17 protein-coding genes and 1 tRNA gene are annotated in these 19,446 nt (G+C 70.3%); 5 read left to right on the top strand and 13 right to left on the bottom strand.

What is annotated here, in order from left to right; genetic code table 11:
* Window positions 1–61: 61 nt before the first annotated feature.
* Together K7640_RS19340 and K7640_RS19335 are read right to left on the bottom strand one after the other, a co-directional pair.
* Window positions 62–406, bottom strand: coding sequence for a hypothetical protein (locus K7640_RS19340; protein ID WP_255609490.1), 345 nt, complete (start codon window positions 404–406; stop codon window positions 62–64).
* The gene (locus K7640_RS19335) at window positions 399–701 is read right to left on the bottom strand and encodes a hypothetical protein (protein ID WP_255609489.1); all 303 of its coding nucleotides are present in this window, start codon (window positions 699–701) and stop codon (window positions 399–401) included. The genes K7640_RS19340 and K7640_RS19335 overlap by 8 nt, the downstream gene beginning before the upstream one ends.
* A 580-nt stretch (window positions 702–1,281) precedes the next feature.
* On the opposite strand from K7640_RS19335, the gene K7640_RS19330 reads away from it, so the two are divergent.
* Complete coding sequence (locus tag K7640_RS19330) at window positions 1,282–1,704, top strand: GntR family transcriptional regulator (protein ID WP_222956280.1); 423 nt, start codon at window positions 1,282–1,284, stop codon at window positions 1,702–1,704.
* A 139-nt stretch (window positions 1,705–1,843) separates the two neighbouring features.
* On the opposite strand, the gene K7640_RS19325 is transcribed toward K7640_RS19330, so the two are convergent.
* The 3 genes from K7640_RS19325 to K7640_RS19315 form a co-directional block, all read right to left on the bottom strand.
* Entirely contained in the window at window positions 1,844–2,908 is a 1,065-nt protein-coding gene (locus K7640_RS19325) for a hypothetical protein (protein ID WP_222956279.1), read from the bottom strand.
* Between the two features lie 479 nt (window positions 2,909–3,387).
* The gene (locus K7640_RS19320; RefSeq protein WP_222956278.1) at window positions 3,388–5,778 is read right to left on the bottom strand and encodes a class I SAM-dependent DNA methyltransferase; all 2,391 of its coding nucleotides are present in this window, start codon (window positions 5,776–5,778) and stop codon (window positions 3,388–3,390) included.
* Window positions 5,779–6,438: 660 nt separating this feature from the next.
* A tRNA-Tyr gene (locus tag K7640_RS19315) sits at window positions 6,439–6,522 on the bottom strand.
* A gap of 148 nt (window positions 6,523–6,670) precedes the next feature.
* Here K7640_RS19315 and K7640_RS19310 point away from each other — a divergent pair.
* The 3 genes from K7640_RS19310 to K7640_RS19300 all read left to right on the top strand — a co-directional run bounded on the left by K7640_RS19310 (window position 6,671) and on the right by K7640_RS19300 (window position 8,158).
* The gene (locus K7640_RS19310) at window positions 6,671–7,165 is read left to right on the top strand and encodes a YajQ family cyclic di-GMP-binding protein (protein WP_222956277.1); all 495 of its coding nucleotides are present in this window, start codon (window positions 6,671–6,673) and stop codon (window positions 7,163–7,165) included.
* A 118-nt stretch (window positions 7,166–7,283) separates the two neighbouring features.
* Complete coding sequence (locus K7640_RS19305) at window positions 7,284–7,640, top strand: hypothetical protein (protein WP_222956276.1); 357 nt, start codon at window positions 7,284–7,286, stop codon at window positions 7,638–7,640.
* A gap of 68 nt (window positions 7,641–7,708) precedes the next feature.
* Window positions 7,709–8,158 carry a MerR family transcriptional regulator gene (locus K7640_RS19300; RefSeq protein WP_222956275.1) on the top strand — a complete coding sequence of 150 codons (450 nt, stop codon included), beginning with the start codon at window positions 7,709–7,711 and terminating at the stop codon, window positions 8,156–8,158.
* 437 nt (window positions 8,159–8,595) lie between these two features.
* On the opposite strand, the gene K7640_RS19295 is transcribed toward K7640_RS19300, so the two are convergent.
* Window positions 8,596–9,855 carry an MFS transporter gene (locus K7640_RS19295; protein ID WP_222956274.1) on the bottom strand — a complete coding sequence of 420 codons (1,260 nt, stop codon included), beginning with the start codon at window positions 9,853–9,855 and terminating at the stop codon, window positions 8,596–8,598.
* Window positions 9,856–10,044: 189 nt separating this feature from the next.
* On the opposite strand from K7640_RS19295, the gene K7640_RS19290 reads away from it, so the two are divergent.
* Window positions 10,045–11,682: a hypothetical protein gene (locus K7640_RS19290; protein WP_222956413.1), complete on the top strand. Its 1,638-nt coding sequence runs from the start codon at window positions 10,045–10,047 to the stop codon at window positions 11,680–11,682.
* Between the two features lie 43 nt (window positions 11,683–11,725).
* Here the strand turns inward: K7640_RS19290 and htpX are convergent, their stop codons facing one another.
* The 7 genes from htpX to K7640_RS19255 all read right to left on the bottom strand — a co-directional run bounded on the left by htpX (window position 11,726) and on the right by K7640_RS19255 (window position 19,377).
* Complete coding sequence (gene htpX / locus K7640_RS19285) at window positions 11,726–12,604, bottom strand: zinc metalloprotease HtpX (protein WP_222956273.1); 879 nt, start codon at window positions 12,602–12,604, stop codon at window positions 11,726–11,728.
* Between the two features lie 153 nt (window positions 12,605–12,757).
* Entirely contained in the window at window positions 12,758–14,224 is a 1,467-nt protein-coding gene (locus tag K7640_RS19280) for an NADH-quinone oxidoreductase subunit N (RefSeq protein ID WP_222956272.1), read from the bottom strand.
* 37 nt (window positions 14,225–14,261) lie between these two features.
* Complete coding sequence (locus K7640_RS19275; protein ID WP_222956271.1) at window positions 14,262–15,761, bottom strand: NuoM family protein; 1,500 nt, start codon at window positions 15,759–15,761, stop codon at window positions 14,262–14,264.
* A gap of 58 nt (window positions 15,762–15,819) precedes the next feature.
* The gene (locus tag K7640_RS19270; protein ID WP_222956270.1) at window positions 15,820–17,769 is read right to left on the bottom strand and encodes an NADH-quinone oxidoreductase subunit L; all 1,950 of its coding nucleotides are present in this window, start codon (window positions 17,767–17,769) and stop codon (window positions 15,820–15,822) included.
* Window positions 17,766–18,116: an NADH-quinone oxidoreductase subunit NuoK gene (gene nuoK / locus K7640_RS19265; RefSeq protein WP_222956269.1), complete on the bottom strand. Its 351-nt coding sequence runs from the start codon at window positions 18,114–18,116 to the stop codon at window positions 17,766–17,768. The genes K7640_RS19270 and nuoK overlap by 4 nt, the downstream gene beginning before the upstream one ends.
* Entirely contained in the window at window positions 18,113–18,736 is a 624-nt protein-coding gene (locus K7640_RS19260; protein WP_255609487.1) for an NADH-quinone oxidoreductase subunit J, read from the bottom strand. The genes nuoK and K7640_RS19260 overlap by 4 nt, the downstream gene beginning before the upstream one ends.
* Window positions 18,736–19,377: an NADH-quinone oxidoreductase subunit I gene (locus K7640_RS19255; protein ID WP_308042604.1), complete on the bottom strand. Its 642-nt coding sequence runs from the start codon at window positions 19,375–19,377 to the stop codon at window positions 18,736–18,738. The genes K7640_RS19260 and K7640_RS19255 overlap by 1 nt, the downstream gene beginning before the upstream one ends.
* Window positions 19,378–19,446 lie beyond the last annotated feature (69 nt).

The raw sequence follows: 19,446 nt of genomic DNA, 5'->3' as shown, positions 1-19,446 counted from the left end.
AGCCGGTACCCGCCGATGCTGCTGCTTGCCTACGGCGGCTGCCCGCGTCGTGAGCCGTCGGTCAGTGGCGCCCATCGCGCTCCTCCAGGGACTGCCCTCTGGTCATCATCACCAGCCGGGCGTAGGTCAGTTCGTAGATGAGCCGGTCCAGCTGGATCCGGTCGAGCACGATCGGCTGAGTAGCGCCGTCGCGGGTCGCGTCGAGCTTCACCGCCAGCTCGCGCCGCGCGAAACGGTCGAGGAGCAATTGAAGGCTTACCCAACCGGTCCGCTCCCGGCCAATGGTGGACAGGAACCCACGGTGCATCGGATCGTTCGGCCCACAACCTCGGCACCAGTTCGGGCAGCCGGCGGGAGTTGACTGCACCCTTTGGAGCTTGTCGGCCTGGACCTCGCGTTCAGTCATCGCCGCCTCCAGTCGCTGCGGTGGCCTGGTCCAGCAGACTGCGAAGGCGCTCGGCCAGTTCGGCGGCCTGCGCCAAGGACAGTTCCGCCCAGGCTTTGCCGGCACGGCAGGTCGCGTGGACCGCGATGAGCGGCGTCCGGGCGTCGGCGCCGATCAGGTACGTGACGACGACGCCGCTCGTGCGAGCCTCACCGAAGCGGTAGATCCGGCCGCGGTGGCGGCGGGCCATGTGCGTCATCAGCGGCGGGACCAGATGGCCGCACCGGTCCGGGGCGCACCAGTCGGGGTGACTCATCTCGTCAGCCGGCTTGCTAGCAGGTGTCACTGCGACCACCGCCCACCGTTGCCCCGATACGCCTGCGCCAACGTCATCAGCGGCGCGTACCGCATCACGGGCACTTCCTTCGTCGGACCGACCGACCACCAGGGCGCAGCCGCCGCAGGCACCTGACGCGCAGTGAGTTGGATCCTGCTACTGGTGTTCCCGGTCAGTTGGCGCTTTCGGGACCACCAGGACGACAACCAGTGGCGCCGGCGGTGAGAGCCAGGCACTACGCCTCCACAGGTAGACGGGGACCGGTGGCCAGCCACGGGGGAATGCAGCCGGCCACCGGCCCGGATGAAGGCACGGCGCACCGTCCGACGCAGACGGGTCGGGTATCGCCGAGCCAACTTGTCCGCGCGGCTACCGCAACCGGTCCGACAGGACGCCGCGCCTCACGTGCGGCCAGGACCGGCGCGGCACCACCCCTGATACGAACCGTCACCCCGGCCGCACACCAGGAAACGTATCTACAAGTGGACGAGTTGTCTAGACGTCGAAACGGGTCACTTGGTTGGCACTTGGTAAGACAAGTGCCAGGTACGGTGAGCAGGTGCCCACCCCGCACTACGGACAGCCCCGCTACCGCACAATCGCCGACGAGTTGAGGGAGCGCATTGAGAGCGGCACCATCCCACCGGGTGCGCTTCTGCCAACCGAGAGCGCCCTCACCGCCGAGTTCAGGGCAGCCCGTGGCACGATCCGTCAGGCCATAGCCGCACTACGTGAAGCAGGGTTAGTCGCCACCGAACATGGTCGCGGCACTTACGCGAGCCTCTACCGGCACGAGAGCGTCCCAGATAAGGGCATGGGGCCGGAAACGCGGCAACGTCGAATCGCCGCCGATCCGGGGCTAGCCGCTCTCTTTGCTGTCGAGATTGGCACGCCTTTGATCGAGCAAGAGCGCATCAGTCGAACGGATGGAGCCGTCGAAGAGGTCGTCCGCGTATATCGATTGCCCGGCCCGACCGCTTGAAGGTTGGTTCGCCCAAACCCCCGCAGGGCACCGGCATATAGTCTGCAATGCCCAGCGCTGGGCCGCCTGGCGGCCGGGATCGGTAAGCCAGATCCTTTTACCAAGGACCGCGCCGGCCACTTTGCTAGGGCCGCCAGGGTCACACGCGCACGCTGGGGTACAAAAGTTCCAACTTAAGAAGAAGCTCCTCAGCGTTCAGGAAGCCGTCAACTTTTGCGTCCTTCTTGATCGCCCCATGCCTCAAAAGCTGCTCGGTGAGAGCCGAGGAGTCCTCACAGATGAGCCGGCGCGCTCTACGCGTCACCGGCTCGAACCCCGTTAAGGCTGCCCGATAGGCGGCAGATACAGCTTCGGCCCGCTCGATTAGTTGAGTCGGAAGCACAACGTCAAGCAAGTCCGTTGGACTTAGCTGAGTCTGACCAGTGGAGCCAGTCATCAAGCTGGTGGTCTGCACCCGGCCCCAAGTACTGTTGAGCCAACAACTCACTGCGTCTGCCACCGGTACTCCGCCAGCGATACGGCAGCGTGCCACATGAGAATCAACGGTGCCGTCGGCGGCGCCTTCGTAAACTGCAGCTTTCCCGAGGGACCCATCGCCATCCATTGCCACCAGAAGATCCCCGAACTTCACCGGAAACCTTTCGACCGATCGACCGGTGGTCGGCTTAGCCCGGTCCCATGCAATAGTCCCAGCCTGTATGGTTGCCGTGGCCACAGCATAGAGAGTGTCTTCGTCAACTTCCTCCTCAGCAACCCAAGTAGGTTGCCGGCCTTTGAGTGGCAGCCCTCGCATAGCGGAGGATAGACGAGTAACACAAACTTTATCAAGCATTGAGCGTATTGCGCGATTGGCGGGGCTATGCCACCGATTGTCACATCTCAGACCCCTAGTCGTTGCAACGTCTTCCATTGCCACCCGCACAAGCTGCACGCGGGAGTCAGGGACAAGGGGGGCGGCTAGTCCTAGGGACTTGTGAAGAACGCCATCACAGACTGAAGCGAAGGCACTCTCGCCTTCATAAAGAGCCGCGATTTTAGCGAGCGTTTGACGATAGCGATCAGCAGCAATCTCCATCTCATTCGCAGCAAGCTTAGGAATAGGAACGGGGGAGATAAGTTCTTGGCTCAGATTGTCCTGCGATTTACCGGCGGCAAGCGCCGCAGTGAGCAGTCGCCACGCCGGATGGTTCAAGACTGCGGCCACAAAGGCGGGCGGAACGCCCGGGCCAAGAGCCGCCCGGATAATGAAGCCAGCCGGAATCACCGGAAGGCCAGCTGGCGCCAGGTCACCCGGCCAAGCAAGACCAGGGGCCGACGCCCTCGACCTTGTGATCATGACTTCGTTATCGGCAACGGCCAAGTCACGCGCTTTGTACGAAGTCCCAGCAATAATCGCTGGGTCATTGACCGAACTCTTTAGCGGGACACAAGCTTCCGATCTGAAAGCAAAGGGAGCGATAGGAGCGACCGATGCGTACAGAGCCAGTGGATCGCCCGAATCGTCTGAGTATGCGGACCGCGGTAGGTTTACCCCATTCGTAAAGCTTGCCAGATCTCCGAAGCGGTGCGCAGATGCGAGAGAGCCGATTACCGGAGCGGCAAGCTGACGCAGGTAGTGGTGGCGAGGGTCAAGGCGAGCTGCACCCGAAGCAACCACTGAGTCTGGAGTCACCCGTGTAATGGTCAGGCCCATAGCGCCTCCCTGCGCAGGGCGGCCAGCGCGTCGGCTCCGCCATCTGCTACGACGATACGCCAACCGTCCTTCGCATCATTGAGGTTGCGGATGGACTCGACACCGCCTTCTCCGTCGTCCTGCACTGCATGGAATAGATCGTTACGCGCGGAGTTTTCCGCCCGCTTGGTTCTACGGAAGCCTACCTCGTTGACGATCACCCCCAAATAGCTATCACCGCCTAGGTCAGCGACGGTTGCAGCGAACGCCAAGGAATCCACATTCATGGCCCTTGCACTAGCCTGCGCAGCTTCTGCCCATGACGTCTCGTCCGAGGAGTCGCACGGAACCTCCAGGCCGAGCCGGTCGAGCGCAGCGGCAGCCGCTCGGGCGTGATTAGCTAGTTGCTCTGGGGTTGTTCTGCGGCCGGGATTTAGGATCGTTCGTGTAGCAGCGATAATCGAGTTACGGTCAGCTGATTTCTGCGCGTAGTGTGTTCTAAACGAAGCAACCCAGCGAGCCTCGTCTTCTGGGGACTTTTTCTGGGCAAATAGTAGGCTAGTGCGGGTCGGGGTCCACGGCTGAAAGGCGTGAACCGGAAGGCTCACAATTGCCCGGACATCAAAGTGCTGGAAAAGAAAGAGCCTTGCTTGAAGGTTCTCCGTAGTAGAAAAGAAGCTCTCGGGAAGCACGGCGGCGAGTCTCCCCCGGTGCTTGAGCAACTGATACCAGCGCTCGAGGAAGAGATTTTCGGAGTTGCGATCGGCGGCAAGCTCGAAGTTTTCCAGAAGGCGCTGTCTGACTGAGCCGTCCAATGTGATGCTGAACGGCGGGTTCGTGACAACAACGTCAAACGTTCCGGCTATGGCCTTTTCGTATGCGTCGCCACCACCTGGCGCAGGGCGAAACTTCTGTTCGCGATGCTTGCTCGCAAGTTCATCAAGTGGAGCCAGTCCATCATCGTGATAGATGTGAGTGTGACCATCGCGATGCAGGACCATGTTCACTTTCGTTGAGATCGCAAGGTCTTCGCGCTTTTCGATTCCGTAGATGAACTCACGTGCCCACTCGTTGGGGGCGCCCGGGGGGAACTTCGATGCGAGCTGTTCACGCACATCCCTGTTCCGCGACAAGTGGTGCCGCCGGGTCGCTATGTGTTGGCTTATAAGCCGCATAGCCGCAAGCAGGAAGCTGCCACTACCACAGGAAGGGTCGATAATATAAGGCAGGCGTTCATTTGTATGGACGCGGCTCGTCAGCTTTTCCTCGGCCAGCTCCCCAATTCCGATGACCTCAAGCATAAAAACGGCTAAATTGTAGTGCGTGAAGAAGAGGCCCTTGCTCTGCTTGAAACCGTCTCGGGTAATTGCCTCAAAGAAGGCGCCCAGCAAATCGCCAGTGGTTTGACCAGCCGCTGTGAGCGAGAAGCCCTGCAGCGTTTCGACCACCCATTGCATTTCCTCCGCAGAGAACAGCGATTCATCGAGAGGTTCAACGCGGCTTGCGTCTTGGTCAACGTATCGTTGATACGCCTCCTGGTAGCATTCATTCACGCGGCGGAGGGTTTCCCTTGGCGACTCCTTATCCACGCCAACATGACGAACCTGGAAGCGATATGGCTCCCCCTCGTTCGTGACTTTCTCGTCATGAATCTTGGTTAAGAAGAGCCGAACCAGCCATGCATAGATCTGGTTATCGTCTCGCGAACCACCCCACAGCTTGTTGTGCAGCTCCCGGCGAAGCCGTTCTAGCTGTGAGCGGGTTAGATCGTTGCGGAGGTCACGACCCGTGCCTGGGGCGTATGGGATAGGGGTTGGTTCCTGATAGTTGACGGGAAAATCCTCGATATGAGGGCGTCCACTGCGCTCCCATCTTTGGAACGTAAGCCCAGGCCGATAGTCGATGGTGACGGTGTTCAGGAAAGGCCTTCCGTCGTTCCCAACCTGGGCAGTAACGAGGGAGAGCACGCTTGCGTCCGGGTCCTCCGCCGTCAAAGCGAACAACTGGCCCCGAATGCGCGGATCCGCCGCACCCCCCCAGTCCGCCGGCGGCTTAGTCTCGATCAAAGCAAAAGCTTTGTCAGAGCCTTCTGGGTGGGACACCCGGACGTCCAGTTGAGCTTGCCCACCCCGGCCGTATGAGTACGCACGCTCCAATTCCAGAGCCTCCGGCGGATAGAGACCGGCAGTACAAAGCCAAGCCACCAAATACGCTCGTACTACCTCCTCCTCGCCGACGAAGTCCCGGATCAGTTCATGCTGCTTGATTCGGGGTGAATATGTCACCTGTCTGGCGTTGACATCCAACGAGACGAACTCACCCTCAGGGTCGAGTTCCTGGATGGCCTCGGCAAGCGCCAGTTGCCCGGCAGAGCCCAGATGAGGGAGCGACAACGGTTCCACCTGTCTCGACGATCACAAAGTCGGCCAGCGGGGCATGCTCGCTGACCGGTAGAACCTACGGGATGGTGCCTGTTCCGTGGAACCACCGATCCTGTGGCTCGTCTGACGTCCGCTTCTGCGTCACCCACCTCACCCGTCATGCTGCCGAGTTGTTCTGTTCTGGATCAAGGCGCCGCGCTCCGCGCGGCGCGGGGCGGTAACCCGGCCGGCGGCAAGCCGCCCCGGCCGCCTCCGGCGCCGGGGCGGAGAGCCACCGACAGCCGCCGGACCGCCGCCCCGAGTCTGTTGATCCGGCCAGGCGGCACGATCACGGCCAGGCGGTACGGAAGCCGAACCGGTCGGCCTCGTCGACAGTCAGGGCTCCCGACTGCCGCGCCAGTCCAACCCCGGGACTGGCTTGCCCCCGATTCCTCTCCCGCAGCCGCCGACACTCCACCGCGGACCCCTCAGCCGATCGATACACGCACGAACTCCGCCGGACCGGACCCAGGCCACCAACCCAGCATTCACAGCTCCAGAAAAGCCCTCAGCGGGCAAGATCGTCCTGCCCACCATCTGCCCACAACCAGTCGTCAACGGCTGGACTCAGCCGGACCAGGCCGGACAGACGACAACGGCCCCTAATCAGCATCTCTGCTGGTCAGGGGCCGTTGTCGCACCTGGTGGCGGGTAGAGGATTCGAACCTCTGTAGCTTTCGCGACGGATTTACAGTCCGCTCCCATTGGCCGCTCGGGCAACCCGCCAGGGCGTACCACCGCGTCGCAACGCGGCGGCGGAAGCAAGGATAGCGGTCGCCCCCGGGCCGGACGCAACCGGGTACCGTCAGGGGGTCGCAACGCTGGTCAGTGGGCGACAGAACGGTACAGACCGCCGGACAGCAGGAGCATGAGCATGGCAGCGAACCCGTCGTTCGACATCGTGAGCAAGGTCGACCGGCAGGAGGTCGACAACGCCCTCCGCCAGGCGGAGAAGGAGCTCGCGCAGCGGTTCGACTTCCGGGGCACCGGCGCGGAGATCTCCTGGTCGGGCGAGGAGGCGATCAGCCTCCAGGCGGAGACCGAGGAGCGGGTGCGGGCCGCGCTGGACGTCTTCAAGGAGAAGCTGGTCAAGCGGAACATCTCCCTGAAGTCGCTGGACGCCGGCGACCCGCGCTCCTCGGGCAAGGTCTTCAAGATCGACGCCAAGGTGATCCAGGGCATCGACCAGGACAAGGCCAAGGCGATCAGCAAGAAGATCCGCGACGAGGGCCCGAAGGGCGTCCAGGCCCAGATCCAGGGCGACCAGCTGCGGGTCACCGGCAAGAAGAAGGACGACCTCCAGGCCGTCATCTCGCTGCTCAAGGGCGAGGACTTCGGGGTCGCCCTGCAGTTCACCAACTACCGGTAGGGCACAGGCTTCCGCACGTCGTCGCCCGGTCCGACCGCGCCGGTGGCCGGGCGACGGCCGGAAGCTTTCCGGATTTGGGCTTGCATCCGGTACCTGGGTACGGGCTTACCGTCGGGTCATGAGCGACGGTAACGCCACCACCGATGATGCCTGGGTGCCGGATTCCTGCGCCCTGCCGACGGCCGAACGGCCGCTGCGGCTTGCCGAGTTCGACCAGTTCTTCCGCGATTCGGTCCGGGGCGTCGACCGGCGGTCGGGGCGGCATCTGCGGCTCTGGCTCGCCGGTGACGGGCAGGTCGAGGAGGCGGCGCGGGAGCTGACCGCCCGGGAGTCGTCCTGCTGCTCGTTCTTCGCGTTCGACGTTTCCCGGTCCGGCCCCGACCTGCTGGCGTTGGACGTCCGGGTGCCGGCGGCCCACGTCGACGTGCTCGACGGCCTCGCCGCCCGTGCCGCGTCCGCCGCGGCCTCGCGATGAGCGGGTCGGGGCTACCCGGCGGCAGGCCCGCTAGGAGCGGATCAGGGCCGCGCGGCGGCGGGATCGTCATGAGCGGGTCGGGGCTGCGCAGCGGTCAGCTCGCCGACGCGGCCGGGGTCAATCCGCAGACGTTGCGGTACTACGAGCGCCGGGGGCTGTTGGCCGCTCCGCGGCGGTCGCCGGGCGGGCACCGGCTCTATCCGCCCGACACGGTCACGCTGCTCCGGATCATCAAGACCGCGCAGCGTCTCGGCTTCACCCTCAACGAGGTCGCCGACCTGCTGGCCGCCGGCCGGCACCGGCACGGCGGTCGCCCGGACATCGGCCTCCAGGCACGTGCCAGAGCGAAGCTTGTCGAGGTGGAACAGCGGTTGGCCGACCTCACCGTCATCCGCGACACCCTCCGCGCCGCCATCTCCGCCGGCTGTGACGACCTGGTCGCCTGCGCCGGCAGTTCCTGCTGTCCGCTGCCGTTCGCCGAACTCGCCGAGAGGAACGACGGTGCCGACACCTGTTGACCGGCTGCGCCGCCTGCTTCCCTCCGGTATGACCGGGCTCGCCGGCGTGGCCTGCGCCGCCTGTTGCCTGCTGCCGGCGCTGCTCGCCGCCGGGATCCTGGGTGGCGCCGGCTGGGCTGCCGTCAATCGGTTCCTGCCGGGCGTCGCCGTCGCCCTGGCCGGGCTCGCCGGCCTGTCCTGGTGGTGGGCCGGCCGGCGCCGCCACGCCACCGGCTGCGCCGGCGGCACGTGCTCCTGTCGAGCGGGCCTCAGCGCGAGAAGATCAACAGCAGGATCACCGTCAGGATCGCGCTGACCAGGAGCGAGCCCAGGCAGCCGACCCGGTTCGAGAAGAAGACGAACATGCCGGTGGAGTACCCGCCGGCAGCGGCTTGAGACCGCCTCCGCACCGGCCGTCCGGGTCGAGCGTCCGTCCGAAGGCGGCCGACCCGCCCGGCTCAGACGGCGACCGGCTGCTCCCGGCGGAGCGCCGCCGCCTCGGCCCGGGCGATCGGGCCGGCGGGCAGCGCGGCCACCACCGCGCCGACCGCCACCGCGCCGCCGGCGAAGACGAACGCCCAGGGCACGCCACCCGCGTGGTCGACGATCAGGCCGGCCACCGCGCCGCCGGCCGCGCTCGCCCCGATCGAGGTGGTGACCACCCAGGTGTACGCCTCGTTCAGCATGCTGGCCGGGGTGATCCGGCCGACCAGGGTGTTCTCCAGGGTGAGCGCGGGGGCGATGGTGGCCCCGCCGACCGTCAGCGCCACGCCCAGCGCCACCGGGCCGGGCATCAGCGCGAACAACGCCAGACTGGTGGCGACGGCGGCGAGCAGCCAGGCGAACTGCCGGGTCATGTTCGGCGCCGGCCGGCGTACGCCGAACCAGAAGCCGCCGATCGCGCTGCCCACTCCCCAGACGGCGAGCAACAGTCCGGCCAGGCTCTCCGGGTCGTCCGTCGGTTGCCCGGCGGCGAAGGCGGGCACGATGACCCCGGCGGCGCCGAACGCGATGCCCAGGCCGGCCACGCAGATCAGGAGTGCGGGGAAGCCGCCCAGGCCGAGCGGCCCCAGCCCGCGGGTGTGCTGCTCCCGGGGGTGCGGTCGCCAGCCGCGCATCACCCGACCGAGAGCCACCGCGACGGTGCCCACCAGGGTGACCACGGCCGAGCCGACCAGCGCGGCCGCGGCGTCGGCGACCAGCACGAAGCCGGCCACCAGCAGCGGGCCGAGCACGAAGACGATCTCGAAGAGCGAGGTCTCGGCGGCGAGCGCGGTGTTGCGGAGCTGGTAGCGGCCGGTGGCGGGGCCGGTGAGGTCGTTCCAGGCGCCGCGGATCGCGGCGGTCAGCGGCGGGTACGTGGCGCCGGCGACCCCGGCGGCCAGGTAGATCAGCGCCAGGCTGCCCGCCTCGGCGCGACTCGCCCAGAGCAGCCCGACCAGGGCCAGCGGGTGCGCGACGGCGGTGGTCAGCAGCACCGGGGTGGGGCCGGTCCGGTCGGCGATCCGGCCGGCGACCGGGCTGAGCGCGGCGCCGGACAGGGCGTAGATGCCTCCGGCGACGGCGGCCAGCGAGTACCGGCCGGTGACCTGCTGCACGACCAGCAGCAACGCCAGCGGTGTCATGCCGATCCCGAGCCGCCCGACGATGCCGAAGATCAGCAGCAGCGGAGCTCCGGGGATCCGCCAGACGCCCGCGTACTGGCGCAGTCCGGCCACCGTCGACCTCCAATGTAATGACCGAGAGAGGTTTCGACCCTAACGCCGGGGACGCCTCGGGTGGAACGGTCTGGGGCGCGGGTCACCAGCACGGCCGCCGGCGACCCCGTTATTTCCGGCGTTCCGTCCCGGCGCCGGGGGCAGCCAGGGAAGAGTCGTTGGCAGGGGTCGCGGGTGGCCGAGGAGGAGATGGTGCGTCACCGGAGGGGCAGCTTCCTCGGGCTGCTCGTGCTCGCCGCCGCCGTCCCGGCCGTGCAGAACCTGCTCTTCGTGGGGATGGACTACCGGGGGGCGGAGGGCCTCTCGCCGCAGGGCTCGGCCGTCTGGCCGTACGACTCGTACAACGACATGCGGTGGCTGCTGGTCTACCACAACTCCTGGGCGACCTATCTTGGCGGACTGGTCCTCGCGATCGGGGTGCGCGGGCTGCTCTCCGGCGCGCTGGTGAGCCTCGCCTGGCCCGGCGACGTACCCCGTCCCGGTTTCCGGCGCGTCCTGCTGCGCAACCTCGGCGTCGCGGCGATGACCGCCGCGATCGTCAGCCCGTTCGCGGCGCTGGCGGTGGCCGCCGGGGTGGTGTCGCTGTCCTGGTTCGTCTTCGCCTCGGTGGGGCCGATGCTGCTGCTCGCGCCGTTCCTGCAGCGGGCGGGGGTGGGCCCGGGCTGGTGGCGTGGCCTGCCGTCGGCGGCGCTGGTCGGCTGGTCGCTGCTCGACTTCGTGGTGATCACCGTCACCGGGGCGCTCGTCTGGTGGGTGCCCGGGTGGTGGACGGTGCTGTTCGCGGCGGCCTGCGGGGCGGTCAACGGCCTGCTGTGGAACCGGACGGTCCACGCGGCGGTCCACCCGACCCACGTCCGCTGGCGACGGGTGCCGGTGGCGCCGATCGCCATCGTGGTCGCGCTGGTCACCCCGCTGGTGATGCAGGGGGTGACGGCGGGCGGCGGCCGGCAGCGGAACAACTTCCGGCCGCCGGTGCTCACCGAGCGGCTGCCGCCGTCGGTCCCGTACGCGGTGGTCGTGCTGGGCGGGCACAACTCGGCGTACGACGGCGTGCCGGCCGTCGACCCGGCGGTGCAGCAGTTCTCCTACGCCGGTCTGGACGGCGCCGGGCGCCCGCTGCCGTACGACACGCTCGCCACCCACCGGTCGCTGGAGTCGAGCGCCGACCTGCTGGCCCGGCAGGTGGACCGGCTGCACGCCCGGACCGGCCGGCCGGTGGCGCTGCTCGGCGAGAGCGAGGGGGCGATGGTGGCGCGGACCTACCTGCGTAACCGTCCGGACACCCCGGTCCGGGCCCTGCTGATGTTCAGCCCGCTGGTCCGCGCCGCCCGGACCTACTACCCGCCGCCGGACGCGGACCGCGGCTGGGGGTTGGCGGCCGGCTGGCAGCTCCGTGGCATCTTCGCCACGGTGAACCTCTTCACCGGTGGCCAGAGCAGCCCGGACGAGCCGTTCATCCGGTCCCTGCTGGAACAGGGGCCGTTCTACCGGTTCGAGACCATGTGCACAATTCCCAACGTCCGGGTCATCGCGTTCCTGCCGACGGTCAGCGCCGCCGAACTGCCGCCCGGCCCGTACGCGAACATCCCGGTGTTCGAGGTGCCCTCGTTGCACGGCGGCCTGCTCAGCCGGGATGTCGTCAACGACCGGCTGGTCGACTACCTCGCCGGCGCGGACATCAACGCGCCGCGCCAGGAGTATCCCCTCTATCAACTGGTCGGCGCGGCCTGGCAGGCCCCCGGGCTGGCGGTCACCATCAACCCGGCCTGGCGGCCGTCCCCCGGACCGCCCTTCACCCAGCAGCGGATCTGCCAGAAGCAGCCGTGAGCCCGGTCACCGCGACCGCGGTGACCGGGCTCGTGCTCGTGGCTCAGCGCTGGAACCGCACCGGACCGCTGTTGGCGGCCATCCGCTCCAGCCGGGCCACCCGCTGCTCCATCGGCGGGTGGGTGGCGAACATCGCGGCGATGCCGCCGCCCCGCTTGAACGGGTTGTCGATCATGAGGTGCGCGGTGCTGGTGAGCTGCCCCTGCGCCGGCAGCGGACGGGTCTGCGTACCCATGTGGATCTTTCGTAGGGCGCTGGCCAGGGCCAGCGGGTCGCGACTCAGCTCGGCGCCGGACTGGTCGGCCTGGTATTCGCGGCTGCGGCTGATCGCCAGCTGGATCACCGTGGCCGCGATCGGGCCGAGGATCAGGGTGAGCAGCAGCACCGCCGGGTTCGGGGCGTCCTCGTCGTCGCCCCCGCCCAGCGGGATGAAAAAGGCGAGGTTCGCCAGCATGGTGATGATGCCGGCCAGGCCGGCCGCCACGCTGGAGATCAGGATGTCCCGGTTGTAGACGTGGGACAGCTCGTGCCCGATCACGCCGCGCAGCTCGCGGTAGTCGAGGATCTCGACGATGCCCTGGGTGACGCAGACCGCCGCGTGCTGCGGGTTGCGCCCGGTGGCGAACGCGTTGGGCTGCGCGGTCGGGCTGATGTACAGGCGCGGCATCGGCTGGCCGGCCTCCGTGGCGAGCTCACGGACCATCCGGTACAGCTCGGGGAACTGGGCCTCGCTGACCGGTTGCGCCCGCATCGAGCGCAGGGCGAGCTTGTCGGAGTAGAAGTAGGTGACGCCGTTCATCAGCAACGACACGACGACGGCGACGACCAGGCCGCCACTGCCGCCGAACCAGTAGCCGACCGCGAGGATCAGCGAGGTCAAGAGGCCGAGCAGCGCTGCGGTCTTCAGACGGTTGTGATGCACGATGACTCCTTCGGTGCGCGGATCGAAGGATCCGCCGACCGGTTCAACAACCCGGTACCCGCCAACCATCCTGCTCATGGCTGAAAGTTGACTGAGGGATGCTGTGAACCCGCTGGACGACCCGGACAGCGGGGAGGAGTCGGGACGAAGCCGTCAGCGGGCGGCCAGGTCCAGCACCACCTGCGGGGCGAAGCCGACCAACACGGCCACCGCGGTGGTCACCGCCAGCGCGGCGAGCACCGTACGGGCCGGGCGGGCGGGGGCCGGGCCGGCGCCCGGAGCCCACAGGACGGCCGCGAACCGCAGGTAGTAGGCGAGCCCGACGACGGCGTTGACGGCCACCACCAGGGCCAGCCAGCCGGCCCCGCCGTCCAGCAGTGACCGGACGACGGTGACCTTGGCGAACAGCCCGGCCAGGCCGGGCGGCAACCCGGCCAGCCCGACCAGGGCCAGCGCCAGCGCCCCACCCACCCAGGGGTGGCGGCGGGCCGCGCCGCGCAGCTCGTCGAGCGTGCCGCCGTCCGCACCGGCCGGGCGCAGCGCCACCACCGCCGCGAAGGCCGCCAGCTCCAGCAGCACGAAGAAGACCGTGTACGCGACGGCGGCGGCGTACGCCCCGGCCCGCGCCTCGTCGGTGCGCCCGGCGGCCAGCGCCAGCGCGCCCAGCGGGGCCAGGATGTAGCCCGCCTGGGCCACCGACGACCAGGCCAGCAGCCGGACCGTACGCCGCTGGCGCAGCGCCACCAGGTTGCCCACCGTCATGGTCAGCACCGCCAGCACGGCCAGCACCGGCCCGGTGACCGTCGCCGGCAACGCCAACCCGGTCACCGCCAGCAGGGCGACCACCCCGCCCAGCTTCGACGCGGTGGAGAGGTAGGCGGCGACGGGCAGCGGCGCCCCGTCGTAGGTGGCCGGCGCCCAGGCGTGGAACGGCACCGCGGCCACCTTGAAGGCCAGCCCGAGCACCACCAGCGCCACCGCCGCCGTGGTCAGCGGCAGGTCCAGCAGCTCCGGGCGCTCGCCGAACAGCGCGCCGAGCCGGCCCAGGTGCAGCCCGCCGGTGACCGCGTAGAGCAGGGCCGCGCCGAGCAGGGTGAGCGTCGTGGCCACCACGCTCACCACGAAGAAGGTGACCGCCGCCTGGGCGCCGGCCACGCTGCCCCGCCGCAGCCCGACCAGCACGTACAGCGGCAGGGTCAGCGTCTCCAGGGCCACGATCAGGGTGATCAGGTCCCCGGCCGCGCCCAGCACCACGCCGCCGGTCAGCGAGCAGGCGAGCAGGAAGCAGTATTCCCCCACCGGCGTCCCGCCGGCCCGCAGCAGCGGGCCGGATATCGCCAGCACCCCGAGGGTGAGCAGCGCGAACAGCGCCCCGACCAGGGCCGCCCGGTCGTCGTACAACCAGGAGCAGTCGGCGCCCACGCAGAACGTCCGCCGGGTCTCCCCCGCACCGACCAGCGCCGCGCCGACCGCGGTGCCGGCGGCGCCCCCGGCGGCCACCGCCCACGTGACGCCCGCACGGGCCACCACCAGGTCGGCCAGCAGCACGAGTACGGCGGTGCCGGCGGCCAGGTACGCCGGCAGCAGGGCCACGTTGTCCACGCTCTGCACCAGGCTCATGCCGCTACCTCGCTCCGCGTTCCGGTCCGCCGGCCGCTCACCGGACCACCTCCAGCAGGGCGTTCACCGGTCCGGACGCGTAGCCGAGCACCAGGGTCGGCACCAGGCCGACCGCCAGCGCGAGCAGCACCAGCGGCGCCCAGGCGGTCAGCTCGGCCACCGCCACCCCGGGCCCGATCCGCCCCACCGCCGGGCTGGGCCGGCCGTGGGTGACCCGGCGCAGCAGCCGCAGGAAGTACGCGGCGGTCAGCGCCCCGCCGACCGCGGCCAGCACCGCCAGGGTGGTCCAGAGCGGCCCGCCCCGCTGCACGGCGGCCACCACGGCGAACGCCTCGCCCCAGAAGCCGGCCAGCCCGGGCAGCCCGAGTGAGGCCACCGCGGCGAAGCCGAGCAGGCCGGCGAGCCGGGGCGCGGTCTCCCGCAGCCCGGACAGCTCGGCGAGCGCGCCGGTGTGGGCCCGGTCCTTGACCGCGCCGGCCAGGAAGAACAGCAGGCCGGTGATCACCCCGTGCGCGACGTTGCCGATCAGCGCCGCCTGGATGCCGGTGGCGGTCAGCGTGGCCACCCCGAGCAGCACGAAGCCCATGTGCCCGACGCTGGAGTAGGCGATGAGCCGCTTCAGCTCGTCCTGGGCCAGGCAGACCAGCGAGCCGACGATGATCGCGGCGACGGCGAGCACGCCGAGCACCGGGGCGGCCCAGCGGGCCCCCTCCGGCGCCACCCCCACCGCCACCCGGATCAGCCCGTACGTGCCCATCTTGAGCAGCACCCCGGCCAGGATCACGCTGCCCACGGTGGGCGCCTGGGTGTGCGCGTCGGGCAGCCAGGAGTGCAGCGGCCAGAGCGGGCTCTTCACCGCGAAGGCGAGCGCCAGCAGGGTGAACGCCGCCAGCTGGGTGCCCCGGGACAGGCCCGACCCGCCGGTCAGGGTCACCAGGTCGGCGGTGCCGGCGGCGGCCACCACCACGTACACGCCGACCAGCAGCAGCACCGAGCCGAAGAGGGTGTAGAGCGCGAACTTGCGGGCCGCCCGGCGCCGGTCCGCGCCGCCCCAGCCGGCGATGATCGCGTACATCGGGAGCAGGACGACCTCGAAGAAGAGGAAGAACAGCACCAGGTCCAGGGCGAGGAAGGTGCCCAGGATGCCCACCTCGACCACCAGCAGCAGCGCGACCAGGGCCTTGCCGCTGCCGGCGCCCTCGGGCACCCGCCACAGGGTGTATCCGCAGCAGAGCAGGGTGAGCAGCGCGGTGAGCACCACCAGCGGCCAGGAGATGCCGTCCACCCCCAGGTGGAAGCGCAGCTCCAGTCCCGGCACCCAGGGCAGGTCGAGCTGGTGCCAGGGCTGCACGGCGGGCCGCGGCCCGTAGCCGAACCAGCCGTGGTCACCGGTGACCAGCAGCACCGCCGGCACCAGGGTCAGCGCGGCCACGGCGGTGCCGACCGCCCGGGCGGCCCGGTCACCCGGCGTGGCGGCCACCACCAGCGCGCCCAACGCCGGCAACGCCAGCACCGAGATCAGCAGGAACGCGCTCATGGCAGGGTCTCCGTCATTCGCGACCGCAGGGCTCGCACCCCGGGCTCACTCCTCGCGCTCACGTGGACCAGCCTCCGATCAGGACGGCGGCCAGGCCGATCAGCAGCGCGCCGGCCAGCACGGCGGTCGCCGCCCGGGGCAGCGCGGCCCGGTGCAGCGCGGCCAGCCCGCCGCCGAGCCGGTACGCGCCCCGCCCGCTGCCCTCGACCGCCCCGTCGACGATCCGCTCGTCGCCGGCGCGGGTGGCGGTGGCCAGCGCGGTGACGGGGCGTACGACCAGGGTGTGCTGGACGTCGTCGAGCCGGAACGCCCGGGCGAACACCGGCCGCAGCGGGCCCAGGAAACGGGCCGGGTCGGCGGCCGGATCCCGGCGCCAGCCGGCCCAGGCCAGCCCGACCCCGACGGCCAGCAGCGCCAGCGGCAGCAGGACCGCCGGGGTGAAATGCACCAGCCCCTCCGGGGGCAGCAGGTCCGACGGCTGTTCCCGGGTGGCCGGCGCGGCCGGGCGGAGCCGCTCGGCGAACGTCCCGGCGAACCCGGCCAGGCCGAGCAGCGCGGCGGGCACGGCGAGCAGCAGCACCGGCCAGCGCAGCACCGCCGGCGGGTCGTGCGGCTCGGCCAGCGGGATGCGGGTGGCGCCGAAGAAGGTGCGCAGCAGCAGACGGGTCGCATACCAGGCGGTGACGGCGACGCCGAGCAGCCCGGCCAGCCAGACCAGCCAGCCCACCCAGGACGGGGTCGGCCCGGCGCCGTCCAGCGCGGCGGCCTCGGCGGCGGCCAGCACGCCCTCCTTGCTGAAGAAGCCGGACAGCGGCGGCACCCCGGCCAGCGCCCCGAGCCCGATCAGCGTGCACCAGAAGGTGACCGGCATGGCGGTCCGCAGCCCGCCCATCCGGGACATCAGCGTGGTGCCCACGGCGTGGATGACCGCGCCGGCGGCCAGGAACAGCAGTGCCTTGAACGCGGCGTGGGTGAGCAGGTGGAACAGGGCCGCGCTGGGCGAGCCGACCGCCAGCGCGCCGGTCATGTAGCCGATCTGGGAGACCGTGGACCAGGCCAGCACCCGTTTGAGGTCGTCCTGTGCGGTGGCCGCGAACGCCCCGAGCAGCAGGGTGATCGCGGCCAGCACGCCGAGCACGGTCAGCGCGACCGGGGCGGCGGCGAAGAGCGGGAAGAGCCGGGTGACCGCGTATACGCCGGCGGCGACCATGGTGGCGGCGTGGATCAGCGCGGAGATCGGCGTCGGGCCGGCCATCGCGTCCGGCAGCCAGGTGTGCAGCGGGAACTGGGCGCTCTTGCCGGCCACCCCGGCCAGCAGCAACAGGCAGGCGGCGGTGAGGGTGCCGGTGGAGTGGTCGTGGGCGAGCACGTCGGCGATCCGGAAGCTGCCCGCCGACACGCCGAGCAGGGCGATGCCGAGCAGGAAGCCGACGTCACCCACCCGGGTGACCAGGAACGCCTTCACCGCCGCGGCGGGCGCCTCGGGCAGCCGCCGGTCGTGCGCGATCAACAGGTAGGAGCAGAGGCCCATCACCTCCCAGCCGACCAGCAGCAGGATCAGGTCCCCGGCGACCACCACGGTCAGCATGGCCGCGGTGAAGAGGCTGATCTGGGCCGCGTAGGGCGGGTAGCGGTGGTCGACCTCGACGTCGTCGTGCGGGCCGCGCCGCAGGTAGCCGATCGAGTAGACCTGCACGGCCAGGGCCACCGCGCTCACCGCGACCGCGACCAGGGCCGCCGCGCCGTCGAGGCGTACCCCGAGGGTCACCCGCAGGCCGCCGAGGTCGATCCAGGTGGCGGACGTCTCGACCGGGGCGCCGACCCGCAGCGCCAGCAGCACCGCGACGAGCAGCGCGCCGGCCGCACCGGCCACGCCGAGCCCGATCGCCAGCCGGCGGGCGGTGCCCTCGCCGGTGGCCGCGCCGCGCGGCGACGGCGGCAGCAGCAGGCCGAGCAGGCCGGCGAGCAAGGGTACGGCCGGCAGCGCGGCCCCGAGCAGCCCGGTCACCGGCCCCCCTCCACGGTGGCCGCGACCGGCTCGGCGGCGGCGTCCTCGTCGAGCGGCACCTCGTCGACCACCACGCTGGCCCGCAGCCGGTAGAGCTGGAGCACGATCGCCAGGCCCACCCCGACCTCGGCGGCGGCCAGCACGATCACGAAGAGCGCGAAGACCTGCCCGGCGTGCGGGAGCTGGGCGCGGACCGTGGTGTCGGCGGTGACCAGGATCAGGTTGACGGCGTTGAGCATCAGCTCGACGGCCATCAGCACCAGCACGGCGTTGCGCCGGCGCAGCACGCCGTACACCCCCAGGCCGAACAGCAGCGCGGCGGTGACGTACGGGATGACCGGCCTCACCGGCGGCCGTCCTCGTCGGCCCGGGTCGGGGCCGGCGGCGTCCGGCGGCCCGGCTCCCCGGTGGCCTGGGCCGGCGGTGGCGGCCGGCGGCCCAGGTCGGCCGGCGGCCCGCCGGCCTCCGCGCGGCGGCCGATCTCCGGCCGGGCCAGCACCACCGCGCCGACCAGGGCGGCCAGCAGCAGCACCGAGAGCACCTCGAAGGGCAGCACCCAGGAGCGGAAGACCTGCTCGCCGAGGCGCTCGGCGGTGCCCGCCGCCGGCAGGTCCACCCGCGACCAGCGGAACGCGTCCACCAGCAGCGCGGTCAGGCCGAGGCCGGCACCGCCGCCGACCAGCGCGGCCGGCCAGCCGGGCCGGTCCAGGTCGTCGGAAGCGCCGATCGGCGCCCGGGTGAGCATCACCGCGAAGAGCAGCAGGACCACCACCGCGCCGACGTAGATCAACACCTGCACCCAGGCGACCAGCTCGGCGGTGAGCACCAGGAACATGCCGGCCAGCGCGCCCAGGCAGACCACCAGGTGCAGGCCGGCCCGGACCAGGTGCCGGGTGGCGACCACCAGCAGGCCCGCGCCGACCGCCACCGCGCCGAACGCGAGCAGCAGCACGTCCGCGGCGGTCATCAGGCCCCGCCCTCGCCCTCGCCCGCCGGGGGTGCGGCCGGCGGGGCCGCCGGGGGCGTGGCCGGCGGGGCCGCCGGGGGCGTGGCCGGCCGGGCCGCCGGGGGCGTGGCCGGCCGGGCCGCCGGGGCGGCGGCCTTGCGCGCCGCCACGGACTCCTCCTTGGCCGGCTCGCCGTTCGGGTCGTGCGCCGGCGGCGGCGGGACCGTGCCCATCCACTCGCCGAGGTGGTCCTTGTCGTGCAGCAGGTCCTTGATGTCGTACTCGGCGTATTCGAACTCGGGCGACCAGTAGAGCGCGTCGAACGGGCAGACCTCGATGCAGATGCCGCAGTACATGCAGAGCGAGAAGTCGATGTCGAAGCGGTCGAGCACGTTGCGCTGCCGGGGGCGGGCCGCGCCGGGCACCGCCATCTCCTCCTTGTGGGAGTCGATGTAGATGCACCAGTCCGGGCACTCCCGGGCGCAGAGCATGCAGACCGTGCAGTTCTCCTCCAGCAGCGCGATCACGCCACGGGACCGGGGCGGCAGCTCGGGGGCCACGTCCGGGTACTGCTGGGTGGTCGAGCGGCGGGTCATCGTCTTCAGCGTGACCGCCAGCCCCTTCACCAGCCCCTCGCCGGGAATGCCGCTGCGCTCGCTCACGCCGTCGCCTCGCTTCGCTCGCCCACGCCGGGAGACCTCACCGCGCAGAGCTGGCCGATTCGCTCGCTG

Origin of the sequence: Micromonospora sp. PLK6-60, from assembly GCF_019890675.1 — a bacterium.
Classification (GTDB): domain Bacteria; phylum Actinomycetota; class Actinomycetes; order Mycobacteriales; family Micromonosporaceae; genus Micromonospora.
Note: the sequence above shows the minus strand (reverse complement) of the source record. Positions and strands in the feature narration are given on the sequence as shown.